Annotated in this window: 27 protein-coding genes; 23 read left to right on the forward strand and 4 right to left on the reverse strand. The window is 33.3% G+C overall.

Going from position 1 to position 24388, the window contains the following annotated elements; all coding sequences use genetic code 11:
* Positions 1-47 precede the first annotated feature (47 nt).
* From RM519_RS09460 to RM519_RS09470, 3 genes are all read left to right on the forward strand, one after another.
* Positions 48-1274: a M28 family peptidase gene (locus RM519_RS09460; protein WP_311593490.1), complete on the forward strand. Its 1227-nt coding sequence runs from the start codon at positions 48-50 to the stop codon at positions 1272-1274.
* A gap of 2 nt (positions 1275-1276) precedes the next feature.
* Entirely contained in the window at positions 1277-2257 is a 981-nt protein-coding gene (gene dusB / locus RM519_RS09465) for a tRNA dihydrouridine synthase DusB (protein WP_311593491.1), read from the forward strand.
* Between the two features lie 111 nt (positions 2258-2368).
* Positions 2369-2992 (forward strand): SdiA-regulated domain-containing protein, encoded by a 624-nt coding sequence (locus RM519_RS09470; RefSeq protein ID WP_311593492.1) that lies wholly within the window; start codon positions 2369-2371, stop codon positions 2990-2992.
* A gap of 2 nt (positions 2993-2994) precedes the next feature.
* Here the strand turns inward: RM519_RS09470 and RM519_RS09475 are convergent, their stop codons facing one another.
* On the reverse strand, positions 2995-4197 hold the full coding sequence (locus tag RM519_RS09475) for an ABC transporter permease (RefSeq protein WP_311593493.1): 1203 nt from the start codon (positions 4195-4197) through the stop codon (positions 2995-2997).
* Positions 4198-4199: 2 nt separating this feature from the next.
* On the reverse strand, positions 4200-4592 hold the full coding sequence (gene rbfA / locus RM519_RS09480; RefSeq protein ID WP_311593495.1) for a 30S ribosome-binding factor RbfA: 393 nt from the start codon (positions 4590-4592) through the stop codon (positions 4200-4202).
* A gap of 44 nt (positions 4593-4636) precedes the next feature.
* Here rbfA and mce point away from each other — a divergent pair, with 44 nt between their 5' ends.
* From mce to truB, 5 genes are all read left to right on the forward strand, one after another.
* A complete protein-coding gene (mce, locus tag RM519_RS09485; protein WP_311593496.1) occupies positions 4637-5041 on the forward strand; it encodes a methylmalonyl-CoA epimerase in 405 nt (134 codons plus the stop codon).
* A 101-nt stretch (positions 5042-5142) separates the two neighbouring features.
* On the forward strand, positions 5143-6021 hold the full coding sequence (locus RM519_RS09490; protein ID WP_311593497.1) for a cell division protein FtsX: 879 nt from the start codon (positions 5143-5145) through the stop codon (positions 6019-6021).
* Between the two features lie 18 nt (positions 6022-6039).
* Positions 6040-6291, forward strand: a complete 252-nt coding sequence (locus RM519_RS09495; protein WP_311593498.1) for a DUF3098 domain-containing protein — start codon at positions 6040-6042, stop codon at positions 6289-6291.
* Positions 6291-7085 carry an undecaprenyl-diphosphate phosphatase gene (locus RM519_RS09500; RefSeq protein ID WP_311593499.1) on the forward strand — a complete coding sequence of 265 codons (795 nt, stop codon included), beginning with the start codon at positions 6291-6293 and terminating at the stop codon, positions 7083-7085. The genes RM519_RS09495 and RM519_RS09500 overlap by 1 nt, the downstream gene beginning before the upstream one ends.
* A gap of 1 nt (position 7086) precedes the next feature.
* Positions 7087-7776, forward strand: a complete 690-nt coding sequence (gene truB, locus RM519_RS09505) for a tRNA pseudouridine(55) synthase TruB (protein ID WP_311593500.1) — start codon at positions 7087-7089, stop codon at positions 7774-7776.
* Here the strand turns inward: truB and RM519_RS09510 are convergent.
* Positions 7773-8255, reverse strand: a complete 483-nt coding sequence (locus RM519_RS09510) for an ABC transporter ATPase (RefSeq protein WP_311593501.1) — start codon at positions 8253-8255, stop codon at positions 7773-7775. The two genes, truB and RM519_RS09510, sit on opposite strands and share 4 nt — an antisense overlap.
* A 97-nt stretch (positions 8256-8352) precedes the next feature.
* Here RM519_RS09510 and RM519_RS09515 point away from each other — a divergent pair, with 97 nt between their 5' ends.
* From RM519_RS09515 to RM519_RS09555, 9 genes are all read left to right on the forward strand, one after another.
* Positions 8353-8856 carry a hypothetical protein gene (locus tag RM519_RS09515; protein WP_311593502.1) on the forward strand — a complete coding sequence of 168 codons (504 nt, stop codon included), beginning with the start codon at positions 8353-8355 and terminating at the stop codon, positions 8854-8856.
* A 147-nt stretch (positions 8857-9003) separates the two neighbouring features.
* Positions 9004-11091 (forward strand): M13 family metallopeptidase, encoded by a 2088-nt coding sequence (locus RM519_RS09520; protein ID WP_311593503.1) that lies wholly within the window; start codon positions 9004-9006, stop codon positions 11089-11091.
* A gap of 95 nt (positions 11092-11186) precedes the next feature.
* Positions 11187-12053 carry a cupin-like domain-containing protein gene (locus tag RM519_RS09525; protein ID WP_311593504.1) on the forward strand — a complete coding sequence of 289 codons (867 nt, stop codon included), beginning with the start codon at positions 11187-11189 and terminating at the stop codon, positions 12051-12053.
* Between the two features lie 86 nt (positions 12054-12139).
* The gene (locus RM519_RS09530; RefSeq protein ID WP_311593505.1) at positions 12140-13288 is read left to right on the forward strand and encodes a lactonase family protein; all 1149 of its coding nucleotides are present in this window, start codon (positions 12140-12142) and stop codon (positions 13286-13288) included.
* A gap of 2 nt (positions 13289-13290) precedes the next feature.
* Entirely contained in the window at positions 13291-14334 is a 1044-nt protein-coding gene (locus RM519_RS09535; protein WP_311593506.1) for an aldose epimerase family protein, read from the forward strand.
* Positions 14335-14618: 284 nt separating this feature from the next.
* Positions 14619-15437 carry a prephenate dehydratase gene (locus RM519_RS09540; RefSeq protein ID WP_311593507.1) on the forward strand — a complete coding sequence of 273 codons (819 nt, stop codon included), beginning with the start codon at positions 14619-14621 and terminating at the stop codon, positions 15435-15437.
* A complete protein-coding gene (locus RM519_RS09545; RefSeq protein ID WP_311593508.1) occupies positions 15437-16579 on the forward strand; it encodes a pyridoxal phosphate-dependent aminotransferase in 1143 nt (380 codons plus the stop codon). Before RM519_RS09540 ends, RM519_RS09545 begins: the two co-directional genes overlap by 1 nt.
* 1 nt (position 16580) lies before the next feature.
* On the forward strand, positions 16581-17429 hold the full coding sequence (locus tag RM519_RS09550) for a prephenate dehydrogenase (protein WP_311593510.1): 849 nt from the start codon (positions 16581-16583) through the stop codon (positions 17427-17429).
* 58 nt (positions 17430-17487) lie between these two features.
* Positions 17488-18570, forward strand: coding sequence for a chorismate mutase (locus RM519_RS09555; RefSeq protein ID WP_311593511.1), 1083 nt, complete (start codon positions 17488-17490; stop codon positions 18568-18570).
* Positions 18571-18725: 155 nt separating this feature from the next.
* Here RM519_RS09555 and RM519_RS09560 read toward each other — a convergent pair whose 3' ends face one another.
* Positions 18726-19181, reverse strand: a complete 456-nt coding sequence (locus RM519_RS09560) for a hypothetical protein (RefSeq protein WP_311593512.1) — start codon at positions 19179-19181, stop codon at positions 18726-18728.
* 91 nt (positions 19182-19272) lie between these two features.
* Between RM519_RS09560 and rsgA the strand changes: the two genes are divergently transcribed.
* The 6 genes from rsgA (at position 19273) to nhaC (ending at position 24366) form a co-directional block, all read left to right on the forward strand.
* Positions 19273-20217, forward strand: coding sequence for a ribosome small subunit-dependent GTPase A (gene rsgA / locus RM519_RS09565; protein ID WP_311593513.1), 945 nt, complete (start codon positions 19273-19275; stop codon positions 20215-20217).
* Positions 20214-20666 (forward strand): D-aminoacyl-tRNA deacylase, encoded by a 453-nt coding sequence (gene dtd, locus RM519_RS09570; protein WP_311593514.1) that lies wholly within the window; start codon positions 20214-20216, stop codon positions 20664-20666. Before rsgA ends, dtd begins: the two co-directional genes overlap by 4 nt.
* A 33-nt stretch (positions 20667-20699) precedes the next feature.
* Positions 20700-21278: a YceI family protein gene (locus RM519_RS09575; RefSeq protein WP_311593515.1), complete on the forward strand. Its 579-nt coding sequence runs from the start codon at positions 20700-20702 to the stop codon at positions 21276-21278.
* A gap of 93 nt (positions 21279-21371) precedes the next feature.
* A complete protein-coding gene (locus RM519_RS09580) occupies positions 21372-22010 on the forward strand; it encodes a YceI family protein (protein ID WP_311593516.1) in 639 nt (212 codons plus the stop codon).
* A gap of 130 nt (positions 22011-22140) precedes the next feature.
* Complete coding sequence (locus tag RM519_RS09585; RefSeq protein WP_311593517.1) at positions 22141-22785, forward strand: YceI family protein; 645 nt, start codon at positions 22141-22143, stop codon at positions 22783-22785.
* A 102-nt stretch (positions 22786-22887) separates the two neighbouring features.
* Complete coding sequence (gene nhaC, locus RM519_RS09590) at positions 22888-24366, forward strand: Na+/H+ antiporter NhaC (protein ID WP_311593518.1); 1479 nt, start codon at positions 22888-22890, stop codon at positions 24364-24366.
* Positions 24367-24388: the final 22 nt, after the last annotated feature.

Genomic DNA, 24388 nt, shown 5'->3' on the forward strand with positions numbered 1-24388 from the left:
ATTTAGAATAGATATAATTAGTTTTGCAAAAATAATCCGATAATACTATGAAACAATATTTTATACTGATAATTTTAATTGCATTGGGAGCATGTACTACTGAAAAATTTGACAATCGCATGCAAGAAGATGTCCTTTTTCTTGCAGATGACAAATTAGAAGGTAGGCAAACAGGAAGTGAAGGAGAGCAATTAGCAGCTGATTATATTATAGAAAGATTCAAGAAGATTGGGTTAGATCCAAAAGGGACTGAGGGTTATTTTCAGGCGTTTACATTTAAGCCAAAAAAGGATCCGCATTCGCAAGCATCGTTTTCAGAAAAAAAATCTGATAGCACAATTACAGGAAAAAACGTAATCGGATATATCGATAATGGCGCAGAAAACACCATTATTATTGGTGCACATTATGATCATTTAGGTTTTGGAGAAGATGGTGGTTCATTGCATGCAGGTGAAAAAGCAATTCACAATGGTGCGGATGACAATGCAAGTGGTGTTTCTGTAATGATGAATTTGGCAGCAAAGTTGAAAAAATCTGAAATCAAGGGTAACAACTATTTATTCATGGCATTTTCTGGAGAAGAAATGGGCTTATTAGGATCAAATTATTTTGTGAAGAACGGTACTATAGATATTTCTAAAACTAACTACATGATTAACATGGATATGGTTGGAAGAATGAAGCAAGATAGTACGTTGGCTATTTATGGAACAGGTACTTCTCCTTTATGGGGTCAAATAATTCATTCATTAAATTCGAACTTTAAAATAGTTGAAGAAAAATCTGGAGTAGGACCATCAGATCACACTTCATTTTATTTAAATGATATTCCTGTATTGCACTTTTTTACAGGGCAGCACGAGAATTATCACAAGCCTTCTGATGACGCCGAATTGCTAAACTATGAAGGGATGTATGCTATTTCTGATTATATTTTTAGCATTATTGAAGAGTTGGATGACAATGGGAAATTAAAGTTTGCAAAAACAAAAGACGCTAAAAAAGACAGTCCAAGATTTAAGGTAACATTAGGAGTGATGCCTGATTATTTATATGATGGAAAAGGAATGCGAATTGATGGTGTTACTGAAGACAGGCCAGCACATAAAGCCGGAATTTTAAAAGGAGATGTTGTCGTAAAAATGGGCGATATTGAAATTGCTGATATGATGGGGTATATGACCGGATTATCTAAATTTAAAAAAGGAGACTCAACAACTGTTATTATGTTGAGAGACGGAAAAGAAATTACAACAGAAGTTACGTTTTAAGGATGGTTAAAATAGGAGATATAGAATTGCCAGATTTCCCACTATTGCTGGCACCCATGGAAGATGTAAGTGACCCTCCGTTCAGAGCTTTATGCAAAGAACAAGGGGCAGATGTGGTATACACCGAATTTATTTCGTCTGAAGGATTAATTCGTGATGCAGCAAAGAGTGTTAAGAAATTGGATATATACGAAAAAGAACGTCCAGTTGGAATTCAAATTTTTGGCGCCAATTTAGATTCGATGCTGCGTACCGTGGAAATTGTAGAAAAATCGAAACCAGATATTATAGATATCAATTTTGGATGTCCGGTTAAAAAAGTGGTTTCTAAAGGAGCCGGTGCGGGAATTTTAAAAGATATTGATTTAATGGTAAAATTAACGGATGCTATGGTTAAGCATACCGATTTACCAATAACCGTTAAAACACGTTTAGGTTGGGATCATGACTCTATTAAAATTGTAGAGGTTGCGGAACGATTACAAGATGTTGGTTGTAAATCTATAGCAATTCATGGTAGAACGCGTGCTCAAATGTATAAGGGCGATGCAAATTGGAAACCGATTGCAGAGGTAAAAAATAATCAACGTATGCATATTCCTGTATTTGGAAATGGTGATATTTCTTCTCCAGAGCGCGCTATGGAAATGCGTGATGATTATGGTTTAGATGGAGCTATGATTGGTAGAGCAACTATTGGGAATCCTTGGTTTTTTAAGCAAGTAAAGCATTATTTTGAAACTGGAGAGCATTTACCTGAAATTACAATTTCAGAACGAGTTGCCATGGCAAAGCGTCATTTAGAAATGGAGATTGCTTGGAAAGAAGTTGAGATAGTAGGTGTAATGGAAACAAGAAGGCACTATACAAATTACTTTAAAGGAATTCCAAATTTTAAACCTTATAGATTACGAATGGTTACTTCAGATTCTGCACAAGAAGTTTATGATGTGCTAGATGAGGTTGAGCAGAAATTTGGTTAAATTTAAAAGGTGAAAAGTTTATTTATTTTTTGGTTAATTATAGTGAGTGTTATGTTTTGTTCACCCTCTTTCTACTCACAAACATCTCTAAAGAAAATAAACTCTTTTAAGTTGGATATTAAAGAGCCTTCAGGAATAGCGGTGTACAACGATCATTTGTATATTGTTTGCGATCACAGCGGAACTATTTATAAAACAACTTTATCGGGAGAAATTAAAAAAAAAATAAAAACTGATTATCTAGATTTAGAAGGGATTACAATTCATCCTAAAACCGGAAATATTTTTATAGTTAGTGAATCTAAACGACTTTTAATTGAGCTAAATTCTAAAGGTGATTTGATTTGTAAAACAAAGGTGAAAGGAAAACAGAAACATAAGAACGGTGGTTTGGAAGGTCTTTGTTTTGACGTATCAACTGGATTTTTATATGCTGTTAATGAAAAGTCTCCAAAAAAATTATTGAAATTAACACAGCAAGGAGAACTTGAAGAAACGTTTAAGTTAGATGTTTCAAAAGATGTGTCAGGAATTGGTGTCGATGAAAAGGCGAAAAGTTTATGGCTAATTAGTGATGAATCTAAAGCCATCATAAATATTTCAAAAAGAGGTGTATTTCTCAAGAAATATTTAATTCCTGTTGAAAAAGGGGAAGGGATTGCTATGTATGATGGAAAATTTTATGTGGTGAGCGATAACACGCAAGAATTATTTGTTTTAGAACTCACTAATTAGAATTATTCAATCACTTTCTTAGTAATTCTACTACTTGCAATTTTCGCAGCTACATAACCTAGGATAGTTATTGTAATAAAAACTACAATTACATTGGTGAATTTGAATTCAACTGGAAATGCTAAAGAAGGTGTAATCATAAACCAACCATACGTTTGTTGCCCTAAAATTAGAAGAATTGCTATTGTTAAGCCAATCAGTAATCCAAAAAAGGACAATAGAAATCCTTGAAGTACAAATATTTTGCGAATCTCTTTAACTGATGCTCCGAGATTATATAATGTCTTAAGGTTTGATTTTTTATCAAAAATCATCATAATTAATGCGCCAATTACATTGAATAAAGCAATGACCAAAATTAAGGTGAATATTAAATAAGACGCTAAATTTTCTGTGTTTAGCATTTTATAAAAAGTAGCATTTAATTGTTCTCTATTCTTAATTTCAAAATCCGAACCTAATTTAGATGCTACCGAAGCAATTATAGAGGCTCTATCTTTTAAGTTTGAAACTTTTACCTCGATGGCAGAGACTTGATTTGGAGTATAGCCCAATAATCTTTTTGCTAATTGAATTGGAATATAAACGAATTTTCTATCCAGTTCTTCAGTCAATGCAAATATGCCTATGGGTTGCACTTTTATACTGCTAATATCGGATTGCGCACTGCTTATATACCCTAGTCCAGGTTTTGGCACATAAATAGTTAATGGTTGTAAATAGTCATTAATTCCCATTGAAAGTTTATTGGAAATTCCATTTCCAACAATGGCTTGATTAGAACCATCAAAATCTAGCCATCGACCTACTACAATGGCTGTGTCAATATTGTTAATTTGTATGAAATTTTCTTCGATCCCTTTTATATAGGCAACTTCTGTCTTTCCTTTAAACTCAAAAAATGCACGCTCTTCTACAACCTGAGTTAAATGCTCAATTCCTTCAGTTGCAGCTAAAATGTTAAGAATGTTAGAATCAAATTCAAATGACTTTCCTTTTGTCGCAGTTATCTTAAAATCGGGATCAGATGTTTGTAAAAAACCTACGCTAAAAGCCTTTAATCCGGAAAAGCCAGAAAGGACTACAAAAAGCGCTATGGTACCAATTATAACACCAAGGGCAGCTATAATTGTAATGATATTGATGGTGTTGTTACTGCTCTTTGAAAACAGATAGCGTTTTGCAATGTACAGCGGAAAATTCAATATTATGATTTTTTGCGTTTGTCTAAAATTTCGGGATTTTCAATTGGATTGTCTTCCTTTCCTTTTAGTGCATTGTCAATTCCGTCTATATAATCTAAAGAGTCATCGCCGTAAAAAGCAAGTTGTGGCATTCTTCTTAATTGATTTCTTGTTCTACGTGCCATTTCATGTCGAATTGCAGCAGTGTTAGAAACAATTCCTTTTAATAATTCATCTCTTTTATCAGAAGGGAAAACGCTTAAAAAAATCTTTGCTTCACCTAAATCGCTCGTTACTCTTACTTTCGTAACCGATATTAATACCCCCTTCATTCCATCGCGTGCAGCACTTTGTAAAACATCTACCATGTCTTTTTGCAATACACCTGCAATTTTTTTCTGTCTGTTTGTTTCCATACGGCAAAAGTACGGTATATTTGAAAAAGGATAAGAAAATTACCATGAAAAAAATAGAGCATATAGGTATTGCTGTCAAGGACTTGGAAGTTTCTAATAACTTGTTTGGAAAACTTTTTGGAAAACCACATTACAAAATTGAAGAGGTGGAGAGCGAAGGAGTTCGAACTTCTTTTTTTGATATTGGGCCTAATAAAATAGAATTGCTCGAAGCAACAAATCCAGAAAGTCCTATTGCAAAGTTTTTGGAGCGTAAAGGAGAAGGGGTTCATCATATTGCGTATGCTGTAGATGATATTATAGCTGAAATTAAGCGATTAAAAGAAGAAGGATTTACAGTTTTAAATGAAACTCCAAAAAAAGGAGCAGATAACAAGTTGGTGGCATTTTTACATCCAAAAACAACCAATGGAGTTTTGGTTGAATTATGTCAAGAAATAGAAAGTTAAATTGTTCAAAACAATGATTTTGAGAAAATATCGTTATTACATCTGAAAACTTTTATCTTCACAAGATAGATTAGTATCTTGCACCGAATTCAAAATTAACTATGTCCAAATCATTTGAAAAATACCAAAACCGACGCTTAAGATCTTCCTATTTATCTGTTATTGTAAGTGTTGGACTTGTGCTTTTTTTGATGGGTCTTTTAGGGTTGATGATTGTGAAGACTAAAACAATTTCCGATCATTTTAAAGAGCAAGTGGCAATGACTGTTTTTTTAAATGATGATGTAAAGCAAAAGGATATTGAAAAAATGCGCACCTCTTATGAAAAAGAGGAATATGTAAAATCGGTAGTTTATATTTCTAAAGAATTTGCCGCCGAGCAATACAGTAAGGATATTGGAGAAGATTTTATAGAATATTTAGGAGCAAATCCACTTAAAAATGCAATTGATATTTATATTAAATCGGATTTTGTTACTCCTGAAAAAATGAATGAAATTGAAGTTGGATTGATTAAAAATAAAAATGTTTTTGAGGTTTCTTATGATAAACCTTTGATAGATTTACTAACTAAAAATATACAACGCATTAGTTTTTGGGTACTCATTTTTAGTGGTGTATTTACATTAATTGCGGTAGTGTTAATTAACAGTGCAATTCGTTTATCCGTTTATTCAAAACGATTTACAATTAAGACAATGCAAATGGTTGGAGCAACCAAAGGGTTTATTAGAAGGCCCTTTATTTGGAAAGGAGTTCAATTAGGAATAATAGGTTCATTTGTAGCAATTTTAGGAATAATTACAGTCATTTATTATTTGAACAAAAATATTCCAGAAATTCAATTGTTAGCAGATAAGCAATTACTAGTTATGCTTTTTGGAGTTGTTATGTTAATTGGAATTGTAATTACATTTTTAAGTACTTATTTTGCAACACAGCGATTTCTTAATTTAAGAACTGAAGAGTTGTATTATTAAATTATAAAAGAAGGACACATGGGGTCAAAAAAGAATAAAGATAAAGCCAAGTCAACATTTCTCTTCGGGAAAAAGAATTACAAAATTATGCTCCTAGGTTTAGGCGTAATTGCGTTAGGGTTTGCCTTAATGGCTGGTGGAGGGTCTGACGATCCAAATGTTTTTAATGAAGAGATTTATAATTTTCAGCGAATTCGATTGGCACCGACTTTAATCTTAATTGGTTTCGCCATAGAAGTATATGCCATTCTAGCCAAGTCTGATAGTTAATGAATTTTATTGAAGCAATTATCCTTGGAATTATTCAAGGACTTACAGAGTTTTTACCGGTATCGTCAAGTGGACATATTGAAATATTTGAAGCCATTTTGGGTGATAATTCTCTGCCAGAAGAAAGTTTAACATTTACAGTTATTTTACATTTTGCAACTGCGTTAAGTACTGTTGTAGTATTTAGAAAAGAAGTTGTTGAAATATTTAAAGGATTATTTCAATTTAAATGGAATGAAGAAACGCAATTTTCTTTTAAAATAATTGCCTCTATGATTCCAGCGGCATTTATTGGTTTTTATTTTGAAGATGAACTTGAGACATTGTTTGGAGAGCAAATTTTACTAGTTGGATTTATGTTATTGATTACAGCAATGTTATTGTTGTTTGCTGATAAAGCCAAGAATACAGATAAGAAAGTTAGTTTTGGTAGTGCAATTGTAATCGGTTTTGCGCAAGCTATTGCAATGTTGCCCGGTATTTCAAGATCTGGAGCAACCATATCGGCGGCAGTGCTGTTGGGAATAGATAGGACAAAAGCGGCGCGTTTTTCGTTTTTAATGGTGGTACCATTAATTATAGGTAAAGTGTGTAAAGATATTTTAGGAGGTGAAATCAGTATTGAAAGTTCACAGTTTGGAATTTATGTTGCCGGATTTTTAGCAGCCTTTATTTCTGGACTATTTGCTTGTACTTGGATGATTTCATTAGTGAAAAGAAGTAAACTTTCTTATTTTGCGTTGTATTGTGCAATTGTTGGAATGATTGCTATTGCGGTTACTTTGATGAATTAGTATGACTCTTGAAGATTACAAAAACGGACAAGTTTTATTAATTGACAAACCTCTGAATTGGACTTCATTTCAAGTGGTGAATAAATTACGTTGGGAAATCCGTCAAAAATATAAGATCAAAAAAATAAAAGTTGGCCATGCCGGAACATTAGATCCACTGGCCACGGGATTACTTATTCTTTGTACGGGTAAGTTTACGAAGAGAATTGAAACTTTTCAAGCCCAAGAAAAAGAGTATACCGGTACAATTACTGTTGGAGGTAGCACACCTAGTTATGATCTAGAAACAGAAATTGATAAACAGTTTCCAACAGACCATATTTCGGAAAAATTGATTCACAATACAACGAAACAATTTTTGGGTCAGATAGATCAAAAGCCACCAATATTTTCAGCATTGAAAAAAGATGGTAAAAAACTTTATGAAATTGCGAGGGCAGGTGAAACCACAGAAATTAAATCTAGAAAAATCACCATTTCAGAATTTGAAATCACCAATATTAACCTTCCAAATATTGAGTTTAGAGTAGTTTGTAGTAAAGGAACTTATATTCGTTCTTTAGCCTATGATTTTGGTTTGGCATTAAATTCAGGGGCGCATTTATCGGCATTGCGAAGAACAAAAATTGGCACGTATGCTGTTGATGATTCTGAAACTGTTGATGAGTTTATTGAGAAAATAAGGGCTTAAAGAAACCTATTGTGCCAACTCTCAGTTATTCGAATTTCCCAATTATCTTCAAATTCTTCTTTAGTATTTATAAGGTTGTTAAAAACAATGGTCTTTGCAGAAATAGATTTGTTTTTGATCAATTTTTGAAAAGATTTTAAATCTTTGTACTGCACAAATTCTCCTTGTTTAAAACAAACATTTAGTTTATCTAAAAGTTCAATTTTGTAAGTTCCTTGTAGGTCTATAATCAAGCCAACAGAGGAATCTATCGCTTCAATTGATAATGGATTTTCCTTGTCATTCGCTCCAATAATTATAAAGCGGTCATAACGCATAAGAAACGAAGCCTCAATAGGTTTGCCTTTGTTGGTCCAACCTTTTAAAAAGAGGGTTATCTTTTCTACAATCTCAGGCAACTCTTCGGGGTAAAATTTTCGATCCGATTGGTAGATCCAAATTTTAGAAGAGTCAGGCAGTTTATCAAATTCGACTAGCATAGAATTTATTGAGATTTAATCCGTTACAAAAATAGAGAATAGCAAATGATTTTGTTGTTTTAATAATTGGTATTTTTACCGACCTATTTTAATATGAATGAAAAATAAAATATTCCTTTGTGTTTGTATTTCAATGCTTCTATTTTCTTGTAAAAAGAAAGAAGAAGCCGGTGTTACAAATGATGAGGTAGAGGTGATAGAACAAGATTTAATTGTAAGTAATATTGGGGTGCAACTATCTAAAGATGCCGCCAAAGAGTTGGAATCTTGGGGCGAATATCAAATGGCAAAATCTATATTGGACAGCTATACATCTACTACCAAGGGTAGAGCATTAGAAAATGCTAAAAATCTATCTGACCTTGTAAGAGGAATGAAAGATTCTGAATATCCAGAAATAATAAATAGAGACGATGTAATTATACGAATAAGCGTTCTTTTAAATCACGCACTTCGTTTACATGATATGAGAACAATTTCGTCTATATCAGATGAAGAAGTTGAGACTGAAATAGGTAAATTATTGGCCGCATATTCTTCTTTAAACGATAAGATTAACGCAGTGTTCCAAATTGAGCAGTACGAGCAAAAATATCAATAGAAATAGTCTCTATAAATTCTGTTTTTAATACTAAATCGTTGTTTTAAATCACGTATTTTATCCTTTTCTTAAGGAAATGTTAATTTTACTATTAACTTTTTAATTTCTACTATATTAGCGGGCATAAATAACAAAACCATAAATTTTATGAAAATTAATAGAGCAAAGTCAATGTTGTTCGTCGCAACTATTGGCTTAGGAGTTTCATTAAACTCATGCAAAAAAGAAGCTACTGAACCTGTAATTCCGGGTATTGATGTTGCCGCCATGGATAAAACGGCAAGTCCAAATGACAATTTTTACAATTATGTTAACGGAGGCTGGGATGCCAACAATGAAATTCCTGCGGACAGATCTAGTTGGGGAAGTTTTCATGAATTATTAAAAAAGACTGATGGAGACGCACTTGCAATTTTAAAAGAAGCCATTGAAAATCAAGAGTCGAATTTAAAAGATGTGCAAACATCAACGGTTACTTCAGATCAGCAAAAAGCAATTAATTATTATGAAACCATTATGGATACGGTTTCTAGGGATGCACAAGGGGTTGACCCTTTAAAGCCATATTTAGCAAAAATTGATGCTATAAAAAATGTAAATGATTTACAGAAGTTATTAATTGAGTTAGAGCCTTATGGAGGAATTGGCTTCATAGGAGTTGGAGTAGGTTCTCATCCTGAAAACAGCGATTTAAATACCGCATTTTTGGGTGCTGCGGGTCTTGGTTTATCAAGAGACTATTACATAGATGAAGACGATGATACCAAAGCAAAAATGGTAAAGTATGAAGCACATGTTGCTCGTATGTTACAATTTATTGGTGAGTCGGAAGAGGAGGCTAAAAAAAATGCAAAAAGAGTTGTTGAATTTGAAAGAAGTTTAGCCGTTCCAAGAATGAATAAAGTTGATCGAAGAGATGCTCGTAAGAGAAATAATCCTAGGTCTGTTCAAGATTTAAATAAAATGGCGTCGTCTATTGATTGGGCATCTTATTTTGAAGGAGTTGGAATGAGTAATATTGATACTATTATTGTTTCTGACCCTAACTATATCATCGCGATGGATAAAATTTTAAAACAGAAGAATGTCTCTGATTGGAAAAATTACTTGCGTTGGTCTACTATTGATAAGTCTGCAGGAAATTTATCTACTGAGATTGATAAAGCAAATTGGGAGTTTTATTCAAAGGAGTTAAGAGGTGCTAAAGTAATGCGAAATAGAGAAGAGAGAGCTTTAAATGCGTTAAATGGATCTATAGGTGAGGCATTAGGTAAGTTATATGTGGAGAAAAAATTTCCACCTGAGGCTAAAGAAAAAGCAAAGAAAATGATCGACAATATCATGTTGGCATTTGAAAATAGAATTGAGAATTTAGAGTGGATGACACCTGACACTAAGAAAAAAGCAATTGAAAAATTGCGAAAAATGAATGTGAAAATTGCTTATCCTGACGAATGGAAAGATTATTCTGCATTAGTTATGGAAGGGAAAAATGAAGGTGGTTCATACTTTAGTAATAGTAAAAACTTGGCTAAATGGAGTCATTTAGAGGCAATGGCAAAACTTGGAAAACCTGTTGATAAAAGTGAGTGGATGATGCCTCCTCAAATGGTGAACGCTTATTTTATGCCACCTTATAATGAAATTGTTTTTCCAGCCGCAATATTGCAACCTCCATTCTACAATTATCAGGCCGATGAGGCAGTAAATTATGGTGGAATAGGAGCTGTAATTGGTCATGAAATTTCGCACTCATTTGATGATTCAGGTTCTAGATATGACGGAGATGGTAATTTGAAGAATTGGTGGACAGATGAAGATTTAGAGAATTTTACAAAATTAGGAAAAGAATTATCTGCTCAATATGATGCTGCAGAAGTATTGCCTGGAGTTAATATTAATGGAGCATTTACCTTAGGCGAGAATATTGGAGATTTAGGTGGAATAAACGCTGCTTATGATGGATTACAATTATACTTTGCGGAAAATGGAAGACCTGACGATATTGATGGGTTTACAGCAGAGCAACGTTTCTTCATGTCTTGGGGAACTATTTGGAGAACTAAAACAAGAGAAGATGCTTTAAGAAATCAGATAAAAAATGATACACACTCTCCAGGAAAGCAAAGAGCTGTAATGCCATTGCAAAATGTTGATGAGTTTTATGAAGCATTCAATATTAAAGATGGTGATGCTATGTATTTAAAGCCTGAAGATAGAGTTAAAATTTGGTAATATTTACCTATTATAATTATAGAAGCGTTCATCTTTGATGAACGCTTTTTTTATTCAAAAAAATAAGTATTTTTACTCTTGTAATTGCAACCAACATGAAACTGAACTTACAGGAAATTGATCGTGTAAAAATGATTTCTAAAGAGGATTTTATTCAGAATTATTTTAAGCCTCAAAAGCCATTGGTCATAGAAAATTTGGTTGGTGATTGGCCTGCAATGCAAAGATGGAGTTTGGAGTATATGAAAGAGATAGCGGGTGATAAAGTCGTACCCTTATATGATGATAGACCTGTAGATTATAAGGATGGATTTAATGAACCACATGCTATCATGAAAATGAGTGAGTATGTAGATTTGTTAAAAAAAGAACCAACAAAATTTAGAATATTTCTTTGGAATATTTTAAAAGAAATCCCTTCATTACAAAAAGATTTTTCATACCCGGATATTGGATTAAAATTGATGAAAAAATTACCAATGTTGTTTTTTGGAGGGAGAGATTCTTTTACATTTATGCATTATGATATTGATTTAGCAGACATTTTACATTTTCATTTTGAAGGTGAAAAGCAATGTATTCTATTTTCACAATCAGAGAATAAGTATTTGTATAAGATCCCACATTCTTTAATTACAAGAGAGGATATAGATTTTGCAAACCCCGATTTTGAAAAATGGCCTGCACTTAAAAAGGCTAAGGGGTATACCGCCAAATTGGAACATGGAAACATGCTTTATATGCCCGAAGGATATTGGCATTACATGCGTTATATGACGCCAGGTTTTTCAATGAGTTTAAGGGCCATTGCTAGAAAACCTAGAAATTTAGGAAAGGCAGTTTACAATGTATTTGTTATGCGCAACATAGATAATGTTATGCGTAGTATAAAGGGGCAAAAATGGATTGATTGGAAAAATGAACAAGCAATTATTAGAACTAATAAGGTAAATAACTTATAGTTCTTTTAGGTTATTAGTAAAAATGGTTTGGTGTTCAAAAAGCTATGAACTATTTTTAGCATCTTAACCTAACCAATCATTTCATAATGTATTTAAATCATTCAAAACTTATAGTAGGAATTGTTATTCTTTCAATTATAAGTTGTACCTCTAATAAAAAAGAAAAGAAGCAAGAAGAAACATTGGAAAAGAAGCAAGAAAGTTACACTATGTTAGTAGGTACTTATACTTCAGAGAGTAGTGAAGGAATTTATAAAGTTCAATTCAATCCGAACACTGCGGAATTAAGTGAGGCATCTTTAGTGGCCTCATCTGAAAACCCATCATTTTTAACACAGAGTAAGGATGGAAAGTTTGTATATGCAGTTAATGAAAATGACCCAGGAACACTTTCAACCTTTCAATGGAATAAAGAGAAAACACAACTAGAATTACAAAGTAAATTTTCTGATGGAGGAAAACATCCATGTTTTGTGGGAATAAATCCAAGTCAGGACCAAGTTGCTATTGCCAATTACTCTTCTGGAAATGTCTCTGTTTATTCTATAAAAGATGGTGTTGTGAGTGAGAAGCCACAAACTAAAAATCATTCGGGTAGTAGTATAATTAAACCAAATCAAGATGCTCCGCATGCACATAGTTCAAAATATAGTAAAGACGGAAAATTTTTATTTGTTGCAGATTTAGGGATTGATAAAGTCATGGGCTATGCAGTTTCGGAAAAAGGGGAGTTACAAGATCAATTTATAGCCTTAGAAATGGATGCTGGAGATGGTCCAAGGCATTTTATTTTCCATCCAACAGATGATATAGTCTATATCATAAGTGAGTTTTCGAATACAATTACGGTAGCAAATCTAAATGCAGAAACCGGTAAAATGACGAAAATAGATAAGGTTTCAACCTTGCCTGATGATTTTAAAGATGCTAGTTATTGTGCCGATATTCAAATATCATCAGATGGTAAATTTGTATATGGATCTAATCGTGGCCATAATTCTATAGCTGTTTTTGAGGTAAAGAATGACGGTAAATTGAACTTGATTCAAACCGAGTCTGTTCAGGGAGATTGGCCGAGAAATTTTACACTTGCCCCAAACGATACGCATGTGATTGTGGCAAATCAAAAATCGGATAATATTGCCGTATTTAAAAGAGATGCAAATAGCGGTTTTATAAATTATACAGGAAATGAGTTAAAAATGTCCATGCCTGTTTGCTTAAAATTCGACTAAATATGACAATTACAGTTGAAGATTTTGGAGAATTGAATGACCATAAAATTGAGTTGTTTACGCTAACCAACGCTAACAATATTGAAGTTAAAATCACTAATTATGGAGGAATAATAACTTCCATAAAAACACCTAATAAGGATGGTGAATTTGGAAATATTGTGTTAGGATTTGACTCATTTGAAGAGTATATTTCAGAACAATATTTAAATTCCTACCCCTATTTTGGCGCTATAATAGGAAGAGTAGGGAATAGAACAGCAAAGGGATCTTTTGAAATTGATGGTGTAAAACATCAAGTTTCATTAAATAAAGGAACTTTTCAATTACATGGTGGTCATGAAGGCTTTGATAAAAAAGTTTGGAATACTGAACTTATAGAAAACAAAAATGAAGTTGGTGTTCGTTTAAGTTATTTAAGTGTTGACGGAGAAGAAGGTTATCCAGGTAATTTGAATGTCATAGTAGAATACACCTTAAATGACCAAAATGAATTAAAGGTGCAATATTTTGCAGAGACTGATAAAACGACATCGGTAAATTTAACGCAACATACTTATTTTAATTTAGGTGATGAAACTACAATTGAAAATCATTATTTGCAATTAAACAGTTCGGAAGTAATGGAAGTAGATTCAGATATTTTGCCGACCGGGAACTTGCTTCCTATTGAAAATACATTGTTCGATTTTAGGAAAGGAAAACGAATTGGAGATGATATACATAAATTAGAACATGGTTATGATCATACGTACAACCTACATAATCATAAGGAAGAATTAATTAAAATTGCCGAATTGTCAGAGAAAAAGCAGGGCCGTACAATGGAGGTGTATTCTACCGAGGTGAGTACACAAATTTATACAGGATTTTGGAACCCTGAGTTACAAGTTAATGGAACTAAAAAACTTGGAAAGTTTTCAGGCGTAGCCATAGAAACGCAACATTTTCCGGATGCCATCAATCAGCCAAATTTTAAAACAACTGTTTTAAAACCAGATGAGAAATATGAGCAAACAACTATTTTTAAATTCTCTTCGATTTAATGATTTCGAAATTGTTAAAAGAGATAAGATTATTTCATCAACTCAATATTAAAAACGCATCAAATAGTATTAATTTGTATTTCTTTAGGTAAAGTGTTGGAAATTTGATTTTTATTTTTAGATTTGCTGCTCAATTAGAAACAATGAAAGTAACACGCACTTGGTTTTTTAACTTCTTCTATTTTTATTTTTACAATAAGAAGTAGAGGCGCTGTGTGTTTATAATATAAAATTTAAATATTAAAGTCTCGAAATAAACATCGGGACTTTTTTTTTGATACAACATGAAAGTAGCAATACAAGGTATAAAAGGGTCATTCCATCACATCGTAGCTAAGAGTTATTTCTCTGAAGAAATTGAATTGGTCGAGTGCATGACATTTTCTGAAATGCCTAAACTTTTGGTTAGTGGAAAAGTAGATGCTTTAATAATGGCTATCGAAAATTCTATTGCAGCATCAATTCTACCAAATTATGCTTTAATAGATCAATATCAATTAAATATTATTGGTGAATACCATTTAAATATTGCGCAAAATTTGATGTGCCTAAAAGGGCAAAATATTGAGGATATAAAAGAAGTATATTCTCACCCTATGGCTTTATTGCAGTGTGCTAAATTCTTTGAAAATTATCCTCATATCAAATTAATTGAAGATAAGGATACCGCTGAGGTAGCAAGGAGAATTCATGAGAATAAATTAAGTGGAGTAGGAGCAATTGCAAGTTCATTGGCTGCTAACATTTATGATTTGGAAATAATAGGAGAAGGGATACAGACTATTAAAAATAACGCGACTCGTTTTTTTGTGTTGGATAGAAATGAAGAGGTTCGTTTTGAGGAAGGCAATAAGGCCTCTATCAGATTTACAGCGTCTCACGAAGCTGGAAGTCTAGGAGGTATTTTAACGGCTTTTGGAAATAATAATGTCAGTTTGTCTAAAATACAATCGATGCCAGTAATAGAAACTCCATGGAGATATGCATTTTTTGCTGATTTGATTTTTGATAAATATGAAGACTATGAAAACAGTTTAAATGATATTGCTCCATTGGTGCAATCCATAAAAATAATTGGAGAATATAAAAAAAGTAAAAGGTAATGATCACCAAAGCAAATAGATTACAAAATGTAAAAGAATACTATTTCTCAACAAAGTTGAGAGAGGTTGCTGGTTTGGTGAACCAAGGGAAACCGATTATAAATATCGCTATCGGAAATCCAGATTTGTCCCCATCAGAAGAAGTGCTGGATGCAATCAAGAGTTCTTTAAGTCATGAGAAAGCACATGGGTATCAAAGTTACCAAGGATTACCATTGTTAAGAGGGGCTGTAAGTAAGTTTTATCAAAAAAACTATAATGTTGCTTTGGATTCTAGTTCCGAAGTCCTGCCTTTAATGGGGTCGAAAGAAGGAATTATGCATATTTCCATGGCTTTTTTAAATAAAGGAGATAAAGTATTAATTCCGAATCCAGGATACCCTACATATACTTCTGTCACTAATTTATTAGGAGCAGAACCAATCTTTTACGATTTAAAAGGAGTAACGAATTGGCAGCCAGATTTTGAAGCTTTAGAAAAAGAAGATTTAGAAGGTGTAAAAATTATGTGGTTAAATTATCCGCACATGCCTACGGGTGCTCCGGCAACTACAGAATTATATAAAAAGTTTGTTGACTTTGCTGTAAAACATAATATTTTATTAGTAAATGACAATCCATATAGTTTTATTTTAAATGACAATCCACTTAGTATTCTTGGAGTTGATGGGGCGAAAGAAGTGGCTCTAGAATTAAACTCTTTGAGTAAAACATTTAACATGGCTGGTTGGCGTGTTGGAATGTTATTGGGAAATCCGGAATTGATAAAAACTGTATTACAAGTAAAAAGCAATATGGATTCTGGAATGTTTTTCGGAATTCAACAAGGGGCTATAGTAGCGTTAAACTCATCAGATGATTGGTATGATAAAATTAATTCCATTTATTCAGAACGTAGAAAGATAGTTTGGGCAATTTTAGATAAATTGAATTGCAGTTATGATAAAAACAGTGGCGGGATGTTTGTTTGGGCAAAATTGCCAGAAGGAATTTCGACCAATGAATGTGTAGATGATTTATTGTACAATAAAAACATTTTTATAACACCGGGGAATATATTTGGATCAAATGGAGAAGGATATATCCGTTTGTCTTTGTGTGTAAATGAAAATCAATTAACCCAAGCCTTAGAAAGATTATAAGATGAAAAATGTAGCAGTTATAGGTTTAGGATTAATCGGAGGGTCTTTGGCAGTTGATATTAAAAAGGCATTCGATTGTACAATTGTTGGAATTGATGCAAGTGAAGTAAATGCGAAAAGAGCTTTAGAGATTGGGTTTATAGATGAAATAGGGACTTTGAAAAATGTAAAGCAGGTCGATGTAGTTGTGATAGCGACCCCCGTAAATACGATCGGATCTATTTCTAATGAAGTATTAGATTTAATTGGTGATGATACCTTGGTTTTTGATGCTGGATCTGTAAAAGGGAGTATCTGTTCTTCAATTGCAAAGCATAAAAACAGGAAAAACTATTTGGCAGCGCATCCGATTGCAGGGACCGAATATTCTGGCCCAAATGCGGCCATTTCTGATTTGTTCAGAGGGAAGGTAAATATCATTTGTGAATTGGAAAAAACAGATCGTAAAATTGCCAACAAGGCATTTGAAATATTTGATGCTTTGGGAATGGAATATAAGTATATGAGTGCCGTAGAACACGACAGACATATTGCATATGTTTCGCATTTATCACACGTAAGTTCGTTTATGTTGGGTAAAACTGTATTGGAGATTGAAAAAGACGAGCAGAATATTTTTGATATGGCAGGAAGTGGATTTGAATCTACGGTACGTTTAGCAAAAAGTGCTGCGAGCACTTGGACTCCGATATTTACAGAAAACAAAAAGAACTTGTTAAGTTCGTTAGAGCAATACATTAAAAACTTAAACGAGTTTAAAACATATATTGAAGAAGAGAATACGAATGAATTGAATCGAATTATGACAGAGACAAATCATTTAAGAGAAATATTAAACAATAAAATTTAGTCATAACATTAAATAAAAGGTCGAATGAATTTCGACGCAAACAAGTAAAATTAGAACAATGGAAAACAAAAAAGAAATGAGAACATGGTTGGATGCATTAAACTTGGATCATCCACTCGTCGTAGCAGGGCCATGTAGTGCGGAAACTGAAGAACAAGTATTAAGAATCGCTCACGAGCTAAAAGACACGGATGTGAATTATTTTCGTGCAGGGATTTGGAAACCAAGAACTAGACCTGGAAATTTTGAGGGTGTAGGAGCACTTGGATTAAAATGGTTGCAAAAGGTAAAGGCAGAGACAGGTATGAAAACTGCTACTGAGGTTGCCAATGCTGCCCATGTAAAATTGGCTTTAGAGCACGATATTGATTTATTGTGGATTGGAGCGCGTTCAACAGTAAGCCCTTTTATTGTTCAAGAAATTGCTGACGCTTTAGAAGGAACTGATAAAGTTGTTTTGGTAAAGAATCCAGTTAATCCGGATTTAGCTTTATGGTTAGGTGGAATTGAGCGTTTGTACACTGCAAACATTAAAAATTTAGGTGTTATTCATAGAGGATTCTCAACGTACGAGAAATCAAAATACCGTAACATTCCAGAATGGCAGTTGGCTATTGAATTGCAAAATAAATTTCCAGATTTACCATTAATCTGTGACCCATCACATATTACTGGTAAAAGAGATATGATTTTAGATGTTTCTCAAACTGCATTAGATCTAAATTTTGACGGTTTAATGATTGAAACACATTTCGACCCTGATAATGCATGGAGTGATGCTGCGCAACAGGTAACGCCAGAATCTTTAGTTCAGATTATGAAAGATTTGAGAATTAGAAAAGAAGATAGTTCAGAGGTTGGGTACAATAGCGAATTAACTAATTTACGTGCTCAGATTGATGTTATTGACAATGGATTAATAGAAACCTTAGGAAAGCGTATGAAGATTTCGGATCAAATTGGAGCGTTAAAGAAAACAGGGAATGTTTCTGTTTTACAAACGTCAAGATGGAATGAAATTTTAGGAAAAATGATCTTGGAAGGGGAATCAAAAGGATTGAGTGAAGAGTTTGTATTAAGAATGTTTAAAGCAATTCACCAAGAATCAATCAATCACCAAGAAAAGATTTTGAAATCTTAATTTTTGAATGAATTGATACTAAAAAAGGCTCGCATTGCGAGCCTTTTTTAATAATAACCAACCAGTCAAACTGAGCCTGTCGAAGTTTAGAGAATCAAATTCTAAAAAGTCTTCGACAGGCTCAGACTGACAATTAGAAGGTAGATAAATAAGATTTACTTATTCCTCTTAAAAGTATATCGCGTAATAAAAATAGCATTTCCATCACCTTTACCGGCATCACTTTCTACTCCTGTGTTTACAAAGGCTAATTCCCAACCTTCGGCAGTTAATTTGTTTATTTTAGAAGTTATTACAGCATCGTTTGCGGCAATATTTTGGAATCGAATCCCGGCAATATTATAAAAGTTCAAAAGTTTTGTTTCTTCGTAATTTTTAATTCTAATCTCTCCGCGGTCTGACTTATTCTTTTTGTCAGAGTTTTTATCATCGCTTCTTACTGTAGTATAGTCTTCATAATTTTTTGGCTCTGTGCCGTCAATGATTCTAGACCTACCAGCTCCACTGGTTACTAATGATTCAACTGCGGTAACAACTTTGTACTCTACTTGTGCATTGGCATCTAAAAATGATACAAAGGCAATGGCAACAATTAATAAGATTTTTTTCATGTTTTGGTTTTTTAAAATTATATGTAAAGTTAGGCTTTTAGCTTGATTTAAAATTTGTTAATTTGTAATACCTTAAAAAAGGAGAGCTTTAATGACAGGATTAGTTACAAAATCTACGGGAAGTTGGTATTATGTTAGAACTGAAAACGGGAATCGTTATCAATGTCGAATTCGTGGTAAGTTCCGGATGGAAGGAATTAAAAGTACCAATCCAATTTCTGTTGGTGATATTGTAGATTTTGAGTTAGAAGAGCAAAAGGATACCGGTGTAATTACCGCTATTCATGATCGTAAAAATTATATCGTTCGAAAATCGGTTAACCTTTCTAAACAAACCCATATAATTGCGGCAAATATAGATGTTGCCTTTTTGCTTATTACTATTGATAATCCACCAACGTTCCCTGGGTTTATAGATCGATTCTTAGCATCTGCAGAGGCCTATAATATTCCAACCGTGTTACTGTTTAATAAAATGGATGCTTATGAAGATAAGCAATTAGAATATGTAGAGGAGTTGACACAAATTTATTCAGATATTGGGTATTTATGTGTAGAGATTTCGGCAACAACTAATTTTAATATTGACGTAGTAAAAGAATTAATGCAAGATAAAGTAACGATGTTTTCAGGACATTCTGGGGTTGGTAAGAGTACATTAATTAATGCCATAGAACCCTCGTTAAATATTAAGACTTCTGAAATATCATTGCAGCATAAACAAGGGCAGCATACCACTACATTTGCAGAAATGTATGAACTTTCTTTTGGAGGATTTATAATAGATACACCAGGTATTAAAGGATTTGGAGTTGTGGATTTTGAACCCCAAGAAATTACAGATTATTTTCCTGAATTTTTTGCATTGAAACAAGATTGCAAGTTCAATAATTGTTTGCATCAAAAAGAGCCACATTGTGCCATCAAAAAAGCCTTAAAAGAAGACAAGATTGCACCATCTAGATATTATAGTTATTTGCAAATGTTGAATAAGGAAGAAGAACACTTCCGTCAAAATGTTCGTGGAGAATTATGAAGGTAGTCATTCAAAGGGTGTCGGAGGCCTCTGTGACTGTTGAAGGCAAGGTTGTGAATAGCATAGATAATGGGTTGCTGATTCTTGTTGGTATAGAAAATGCGGACGATATAGGAGATATTGAATGGTTGTGTAAAAAAATCTCAGGCCTCAGAATATTTAATGATAAGAACGGAGTAATGAATAACTCCATAATTCAAGAAGAAGGTGATATTATTGTGGTAAGTCAATTTACCCTCCAAGCAAGCACTAAAAAAGGAAACAGACCTTCATATATAAATGCAGCCAAACCGGAAATTTCAATTCCATTATACGAGCAATTTGTTGCACAGTTAGAATTAGAAACGGGTAAAAAAGTAGGGACTGGTGTGTTTGGTGCTGATATGAAAGTGGCATTGATTAATGATGGTCCAGTTACGATTCAAATGGATTCAAAGAATAGAAAATAATATTATATTTAACCAAATTCAAATTTTTAAAACATGAAAAAAGTATTACCATTTATAGCAGTAGCTCTATTATTAGTGGCGTTCACTCCAGCTAAGAAAACCTACAAAACAGTTACAGAAAAATCTACACTAGAATGGAAGGGACATAAACCAACCGGGGAACATTTCGGAACAGTTCAAATTTCTGAAGGTATGTTGCAGACCAATAATGGTCAGATAGTTACTGGAAATTTTACAATGGATTTAAAAACCATTAAAGTGTTGGATTCAGAAAGTCCTAGATTAGAAAAGCACCTTAAAAGTGCCGATTTCTTTGAAGTTGAGGCTTTTCCAACAGCTAATTTCGTAGTTTCTAAGAGTAATGTAGTTGACGGTAAAACTAAGATTACCGGCTTTTTAACGATTAAAGGAATTACAAAGGAAATTAATTTTATGGCGCAAGTTTCGCATAACGAGGCAGGACAATTGGTATTAGAAAGTGATTCATTTAAAGTGAATAGAGCAGACTATAATGTTAAGTACAAGTCTAAAACGTTTTATGCCAATCTTGCAGACAAGTTTATTTACGATGAATTCGAAATAAAAGTAAAGGTGGTTTCTAGTCCAGAATAAAAACTATATTCCATGGAAAATAAAATATATTTTCCTAGGTAAATAAAAATACTTGTAATATATTTGCAGCATTAATATTTAAACCATCATAAAATGAAAAAATTAATGTTAGCAGTTGCAGTTGTATTTGCAGCAGTATCATGTAAAACAGAAAGTAAAAATAAAGTAGAAGTATCGGAAGCGAAGGAAGTTAAAGCGACGAAAGTAACACCTACAAATTTAGATCTTACAGCCTCTACAATAGAATGGAAAGGTTTTAAGCCTACCGGAGAGCATTTCGGAACTATTGCTATGTCTGAAGGACAATTGGAATTAAATGAAGGAAAATTAGTTGGAGGTTCTGTTGTAATAGATATGAATTCAATTCTTGTAAAGGATATGCCAGCGGATAATGAGTACAATGCGAAACTTGTAGGGCATTTAAAATCGGCTGATTTCTTTGAAGTGGAAAAATTCCCAGCAGCAAAATTTGAATTTACTGAAGTCACAGAAGCGAATGGTAAATTGAGCATAAGCGGAAATTTAACGATCAAAGAAAACACAAAGAACATCACGATTCCGGCAACTTTAAATACTGAAAATGGCGTGTCTATTTTAAAAAGTGAGGTATTCACAATTGATAGAACTGATTTTGATGTACGTTATGGTTCTAAGAAGTTTTTCGACGATTTAAAGGATAAATTTATCAATGACGAATTCGAATTATCGTTTGAAGTGAAGTCTGCAGCCTAAAGAAATTGTCTTATACAATTAATAAAAAACCCGTGATTATGATCACGGGTTTTTTTTATGTGTCTATTAATCAAATTAGTATAAAAATTATTCGTGAAAATTTTGTATATTTAGAACAAAACACATGGTTATGAAAAAAGTAATTTTAGTATTTGCAGTGTTGTTCGGAGTAATGGCATGTAAAAAAGATACCGTAAATAAAGTTGAAGTAACCGAGGCAAGAGATGTGATTGAAGTGGAAGAATCAGAGGCGGTTTTAGTAGACGCCGAGCATTCTATGGTAGTTTGGAAAGGATTTAAGCCCGGTAAAGAACATTATGGATTAATAGGTATTTCAGAAGGAACTATAAGTTTAAAGAATGGGCATATTATTGGAGGTTCGTTTAAATTCGATATGAATTCAATTAGTAATACCGATATGCCTAAAGATGACCCTTATAATGAGAAGTTAGTGAGGCACTTAAAATCGTCTGATTTTTTCGATGCAAGAAAATATCCTGTGGCTACATTTGAAATTACAGATATTAATGAAGAAGGAGGAGATTTAAATATTGGTGGTAATTTAACCATAAAAGAAACGACTAAGAACATAAACATTCCTGTAGCCATGGTTGAAAATAATGGCGTTGTAACATTAAAAAGTGAAGTATTTACTGTAGATAGAACTGATTTTGATGTAAGATATGGCTCCGGTAAGTTCTTTGATAATCTAAAAGATAATTTAATCAATGATGAGTTTGAACTGTCTTTTGAAGTAAAAGCGACTAAACATTAGGGTTTTAACCCCAAAATTGGAGGTCTGTTACTGAAAAGTAACAGACCTTTTTTTGTACCCAAAAAAGCTGTAATTTGGAGCGTTTTTAAATCTAACAAACTTATGGGAAAGCAAACAAATGCACCAAAACTTGATAGCGAGCAACCTATTATAGAAAATGAATCTTTAACTATTTGGGAAGCCTTTTTTCCAGTCTTTGCGTTGGTGGCAATGTTGGCGTATAATGTGTTTGTTTATGGAGATGATGCTTTAAGTGGATCCAATCAGTTTGTATTATTACTTGGAGCCGCTGTTGCCGCTATTGTTGGTTTTAAAAACAAAGTATCTTACAAAGACATGATAGACGAGGTGGCCGAGAATATTAAATCTACTGGAGGTGCTATTCTTATCTTATTAATGGTGGGTGCATTGGCTGGTACTTGGCTTATCAGTGGTATTATCCCTTCAATGATTTATTATGGATTACAAATTTTAAATCCAACTATATTTTTAGCAGCTTGTTTGGTTATTTGTGCTATTATTTCAATAGCAACAGGTAGTTCATGGACTACTTCTGCAACGGTAGGTATCGCTTTAATTGGTATTGGAGATGCTCTGGGTATATCTCTTGGTATGACAGCAGGGGCTGTATTGTCTGGTGCTTATTTCGGAGATAAAATGTCGCCAATGTCCGATACAACAAATTTAGCACCTGCCATGGCTGGTGGCGAATTGTTTGCACATATAAAATACATGACTTATACCACGGTACCGACCATATTGGTAACCTTGGTGTTCTTTTTAATTTTGGGCTTTTCATTAGATACTTCTGGTACAGCAGATACAGCGCAGTTGTTAGTGGATATAGAGAAAGCATTTAATGTAAATATTTGGGTCTTTATTGTTCCGGCAGTAGTTATATTTTTAATTATAAAAAAGACGCCACCTTTGGTTGCATTATTAGTTGGTACACTATTAGGGGGTGTATTTGCTCTCGTTTTTCAACCGCATGTTGTAGCTCAAGTAGCAGGTGTAGATAGTCTTACCGTAAATTCTGCTTATAAAGGCGTTATGGATGCTATGACTGTAGATGTTGCTGTTGCAACCGAGAACGAAGCCTTGGCTGATTTGTTTACCGCTGGCGGAATGAGCAAAATGCTAGGAACAATTTGGTTGATCTTGTGTGCCATGACCTTTGGAGGTATTATGGATGCTATTGGAGCTTTAACAAAGATTAGTGCCTTTATGCTAAGTCTTTTCGATTCCATTTTTGGGTTATTTGCAAGTACAGTGTTAACATGTTTAGGTTTAAATATTGCCGCTTCAGACCAATATCTAGCCATTGTAGTGCCAGGTAAAATGTATGCACAGGCATATAGAGATAAAGGTTTAGCACCAGAAAATTTAAGTAGAACCTTAGAAGATTCAGGTACAGTTACTTCAGTTCTGATTCCGTGGAATACTTGTGGTGCATACCAAAGTGGAGTGCTAGGCGTACCTGTAGTAGATTATGCCTTCTTTGCAATGTTTAACTGGTTAAGTCCATTTATGACGCTGTTGTTCGCAGCCTTTAAAATTAAGATCAAGCAATTGGCAAAGTAATTGGATAAAACAGATAAAATGT

The organism is Urechidicola vernalis (assembly GCF_031846385.1).
Lineage (GTDB): Bacteria > Bacteroidota > Bacteroidia > Flavobacteriales > Flavobacteriaceae > Urechidicola > Urechidicola vernalis.

Coding starts and splice junctions, on each gene's coding strand:
- RM519_RS09545 (WP_311593508.1), top strand. CDS start 15,437: ATGATCACCAAAGCAAATAGATTACAAAATGTAAAAGAATACTATTTC.
- RM519_RS09585 (WP_311593517.1), top strand. CDS start 22,141: ATGAAAAAAGTAATTTTAGTATTTGCAGTGTTGTTCGGAGTAATGGCA.
- mce (WP_311593496.1), top strand. CDS start 4,637: ATGAAAAAAATAGAGCATATAGGTATTGCTGTCAAGGACTTGGAAGTT.
- RM519_RS09580 (WP_311593516.1), top strand. CDS start 21,372: ATGAAAAAATTAATGTTAGCAGTTGCAGTTGTATTTGCAGCAGTATCA.
- RM519_RS09490 (WP_311593497.1), top strand. CDS start 5,143: ATGTCCAAATCATTTGAAAAATACCAAAACCGACGCTTAAGATCTTCC.
- truB (WP_311593500.1), top strand. CDS start 7,087: ATGACTCTTGAAGATTACAAAAACGGACAAGTTTTATTAATTGACAAA.
- rsgA (WP_311593513.1), top strand. CDS start 19,273: ATGACAGGATTAGTTACAAAATCTACGGGAAGTTGGTATTATGTTAGA.
- RM519_RS09525 (WP_311593504.1), top strand. CDS start 11,187: ATGAAACTGAACTTACAGGAAATTGATCGTGTAAAAATGATTTCTAAA.
- RM519_RS09540 (WP_311593507.1), top strand. CDS start 14,619: ATGAAAGTAGCAATACAAGGTATAAAAGGGTCATTCCATCACATCGTA.
- RM519_RS09550 (WP_311593510.1), top strand. CDS start 16,581: ATGAAAAATGTAGCAGTTATAGGTTTAGGATTAATCGGAGGGTCTTTG.
- dtd (WP_311593514.1), top strand. CDS start 20,214: ATGAAGGTAGTCATTCAAAGGGTGTCGGAGGCCTCTGTGACTGTTGAA.
- RM519_RS09510 (WP_311593501.1), bottom strand. CDS start 8,255: ATGCTAGTCGAATTTGATAAACTGCCTGACTCTTCTAAAATTTGGATC.
- RM519_RS09520 (WP_311593503.1), top strand. CDS start 9,004: ATGAAAATTAATAGAGCAAAGTCAATGTTGTTCGTCGCAACTATTGGC.
- RM519_RS09495 (WP_311593498.1), top strand. CDS start 6,040: ATGGGGTCAAAAAAGAATAAAGATAAAGCCAAGTCAACATTTCTCTTC.
- nhaC (WP_311593518.1), top strand. CDS start 22,888: ATGGGAAAGCAAACAAATGCACCAAAACTTGATAGCGAGCAACCTATT.
- RM519_RS09500 (WP_311593499.1), top strand. CDS start 6,291: ATGAATTTTATTGAAGCAATTATCCTTGGAATTATTCAAGGACTTACA.
- RM519_RS09535 (WP_311593506.1), top strand. CDS start 13,291: ATGACAATTACAGTTGAAGATTTTGGAGAATTGAATGACCATAAAATT.
- RM519_RS09515 (WP_311593502.1), top strand. CDS start 8,353: ATGAAAAATAAAATATTCCTTTGTGTTTGTATTTCAATGCTTCTATTT.
- RM519_RS09560 (WP_311593512.1), bottom strand. CDS start 19,181: ATGAAAAAAATCTTATTAATTGTTGCCATTGCCTTTGTATCATTTTTA.
- RM519_RS09555 (WP_311593511.1), top strand. CDS start 17,488: ATGGAAAACAAAAAAGAAATGAGAACATGGTTGGATGCATTAAACTTG.
- RM519_RS09530 (WP_311593505.1), top strand. CDS start 12,140: ATGTATTTAAATCATTCAAAACTTATAGTAGGAATTGTTATTCTTTCA.
- RM519_RS09575 (WP_311593515.1), top strand. CDS start 20,700: ATGAAAAAAGTATTACCATTTATAGCAGTAGCTCTATTATTAGTGGCG.
- dusB (WP_311593491.1), top strand. CDS start 1,277: ATGGTTAAAATAGGAGATATAGAATTGCCAGATTTCCCACTATTGCTG.
- rbfA (WP_311593495.1), bottom strand. CDS start 4,592: ATGGAAACAAACAGACAGAAAAAAATTGCAGGTGTATTGCAAAAAGAC.
- RM519_RS09460 (WP_311593490.1), top strand. CDS start 48: ATGAAACAATATTTTATACTGATAATTTTAATTGCATTGGGAGCATGT.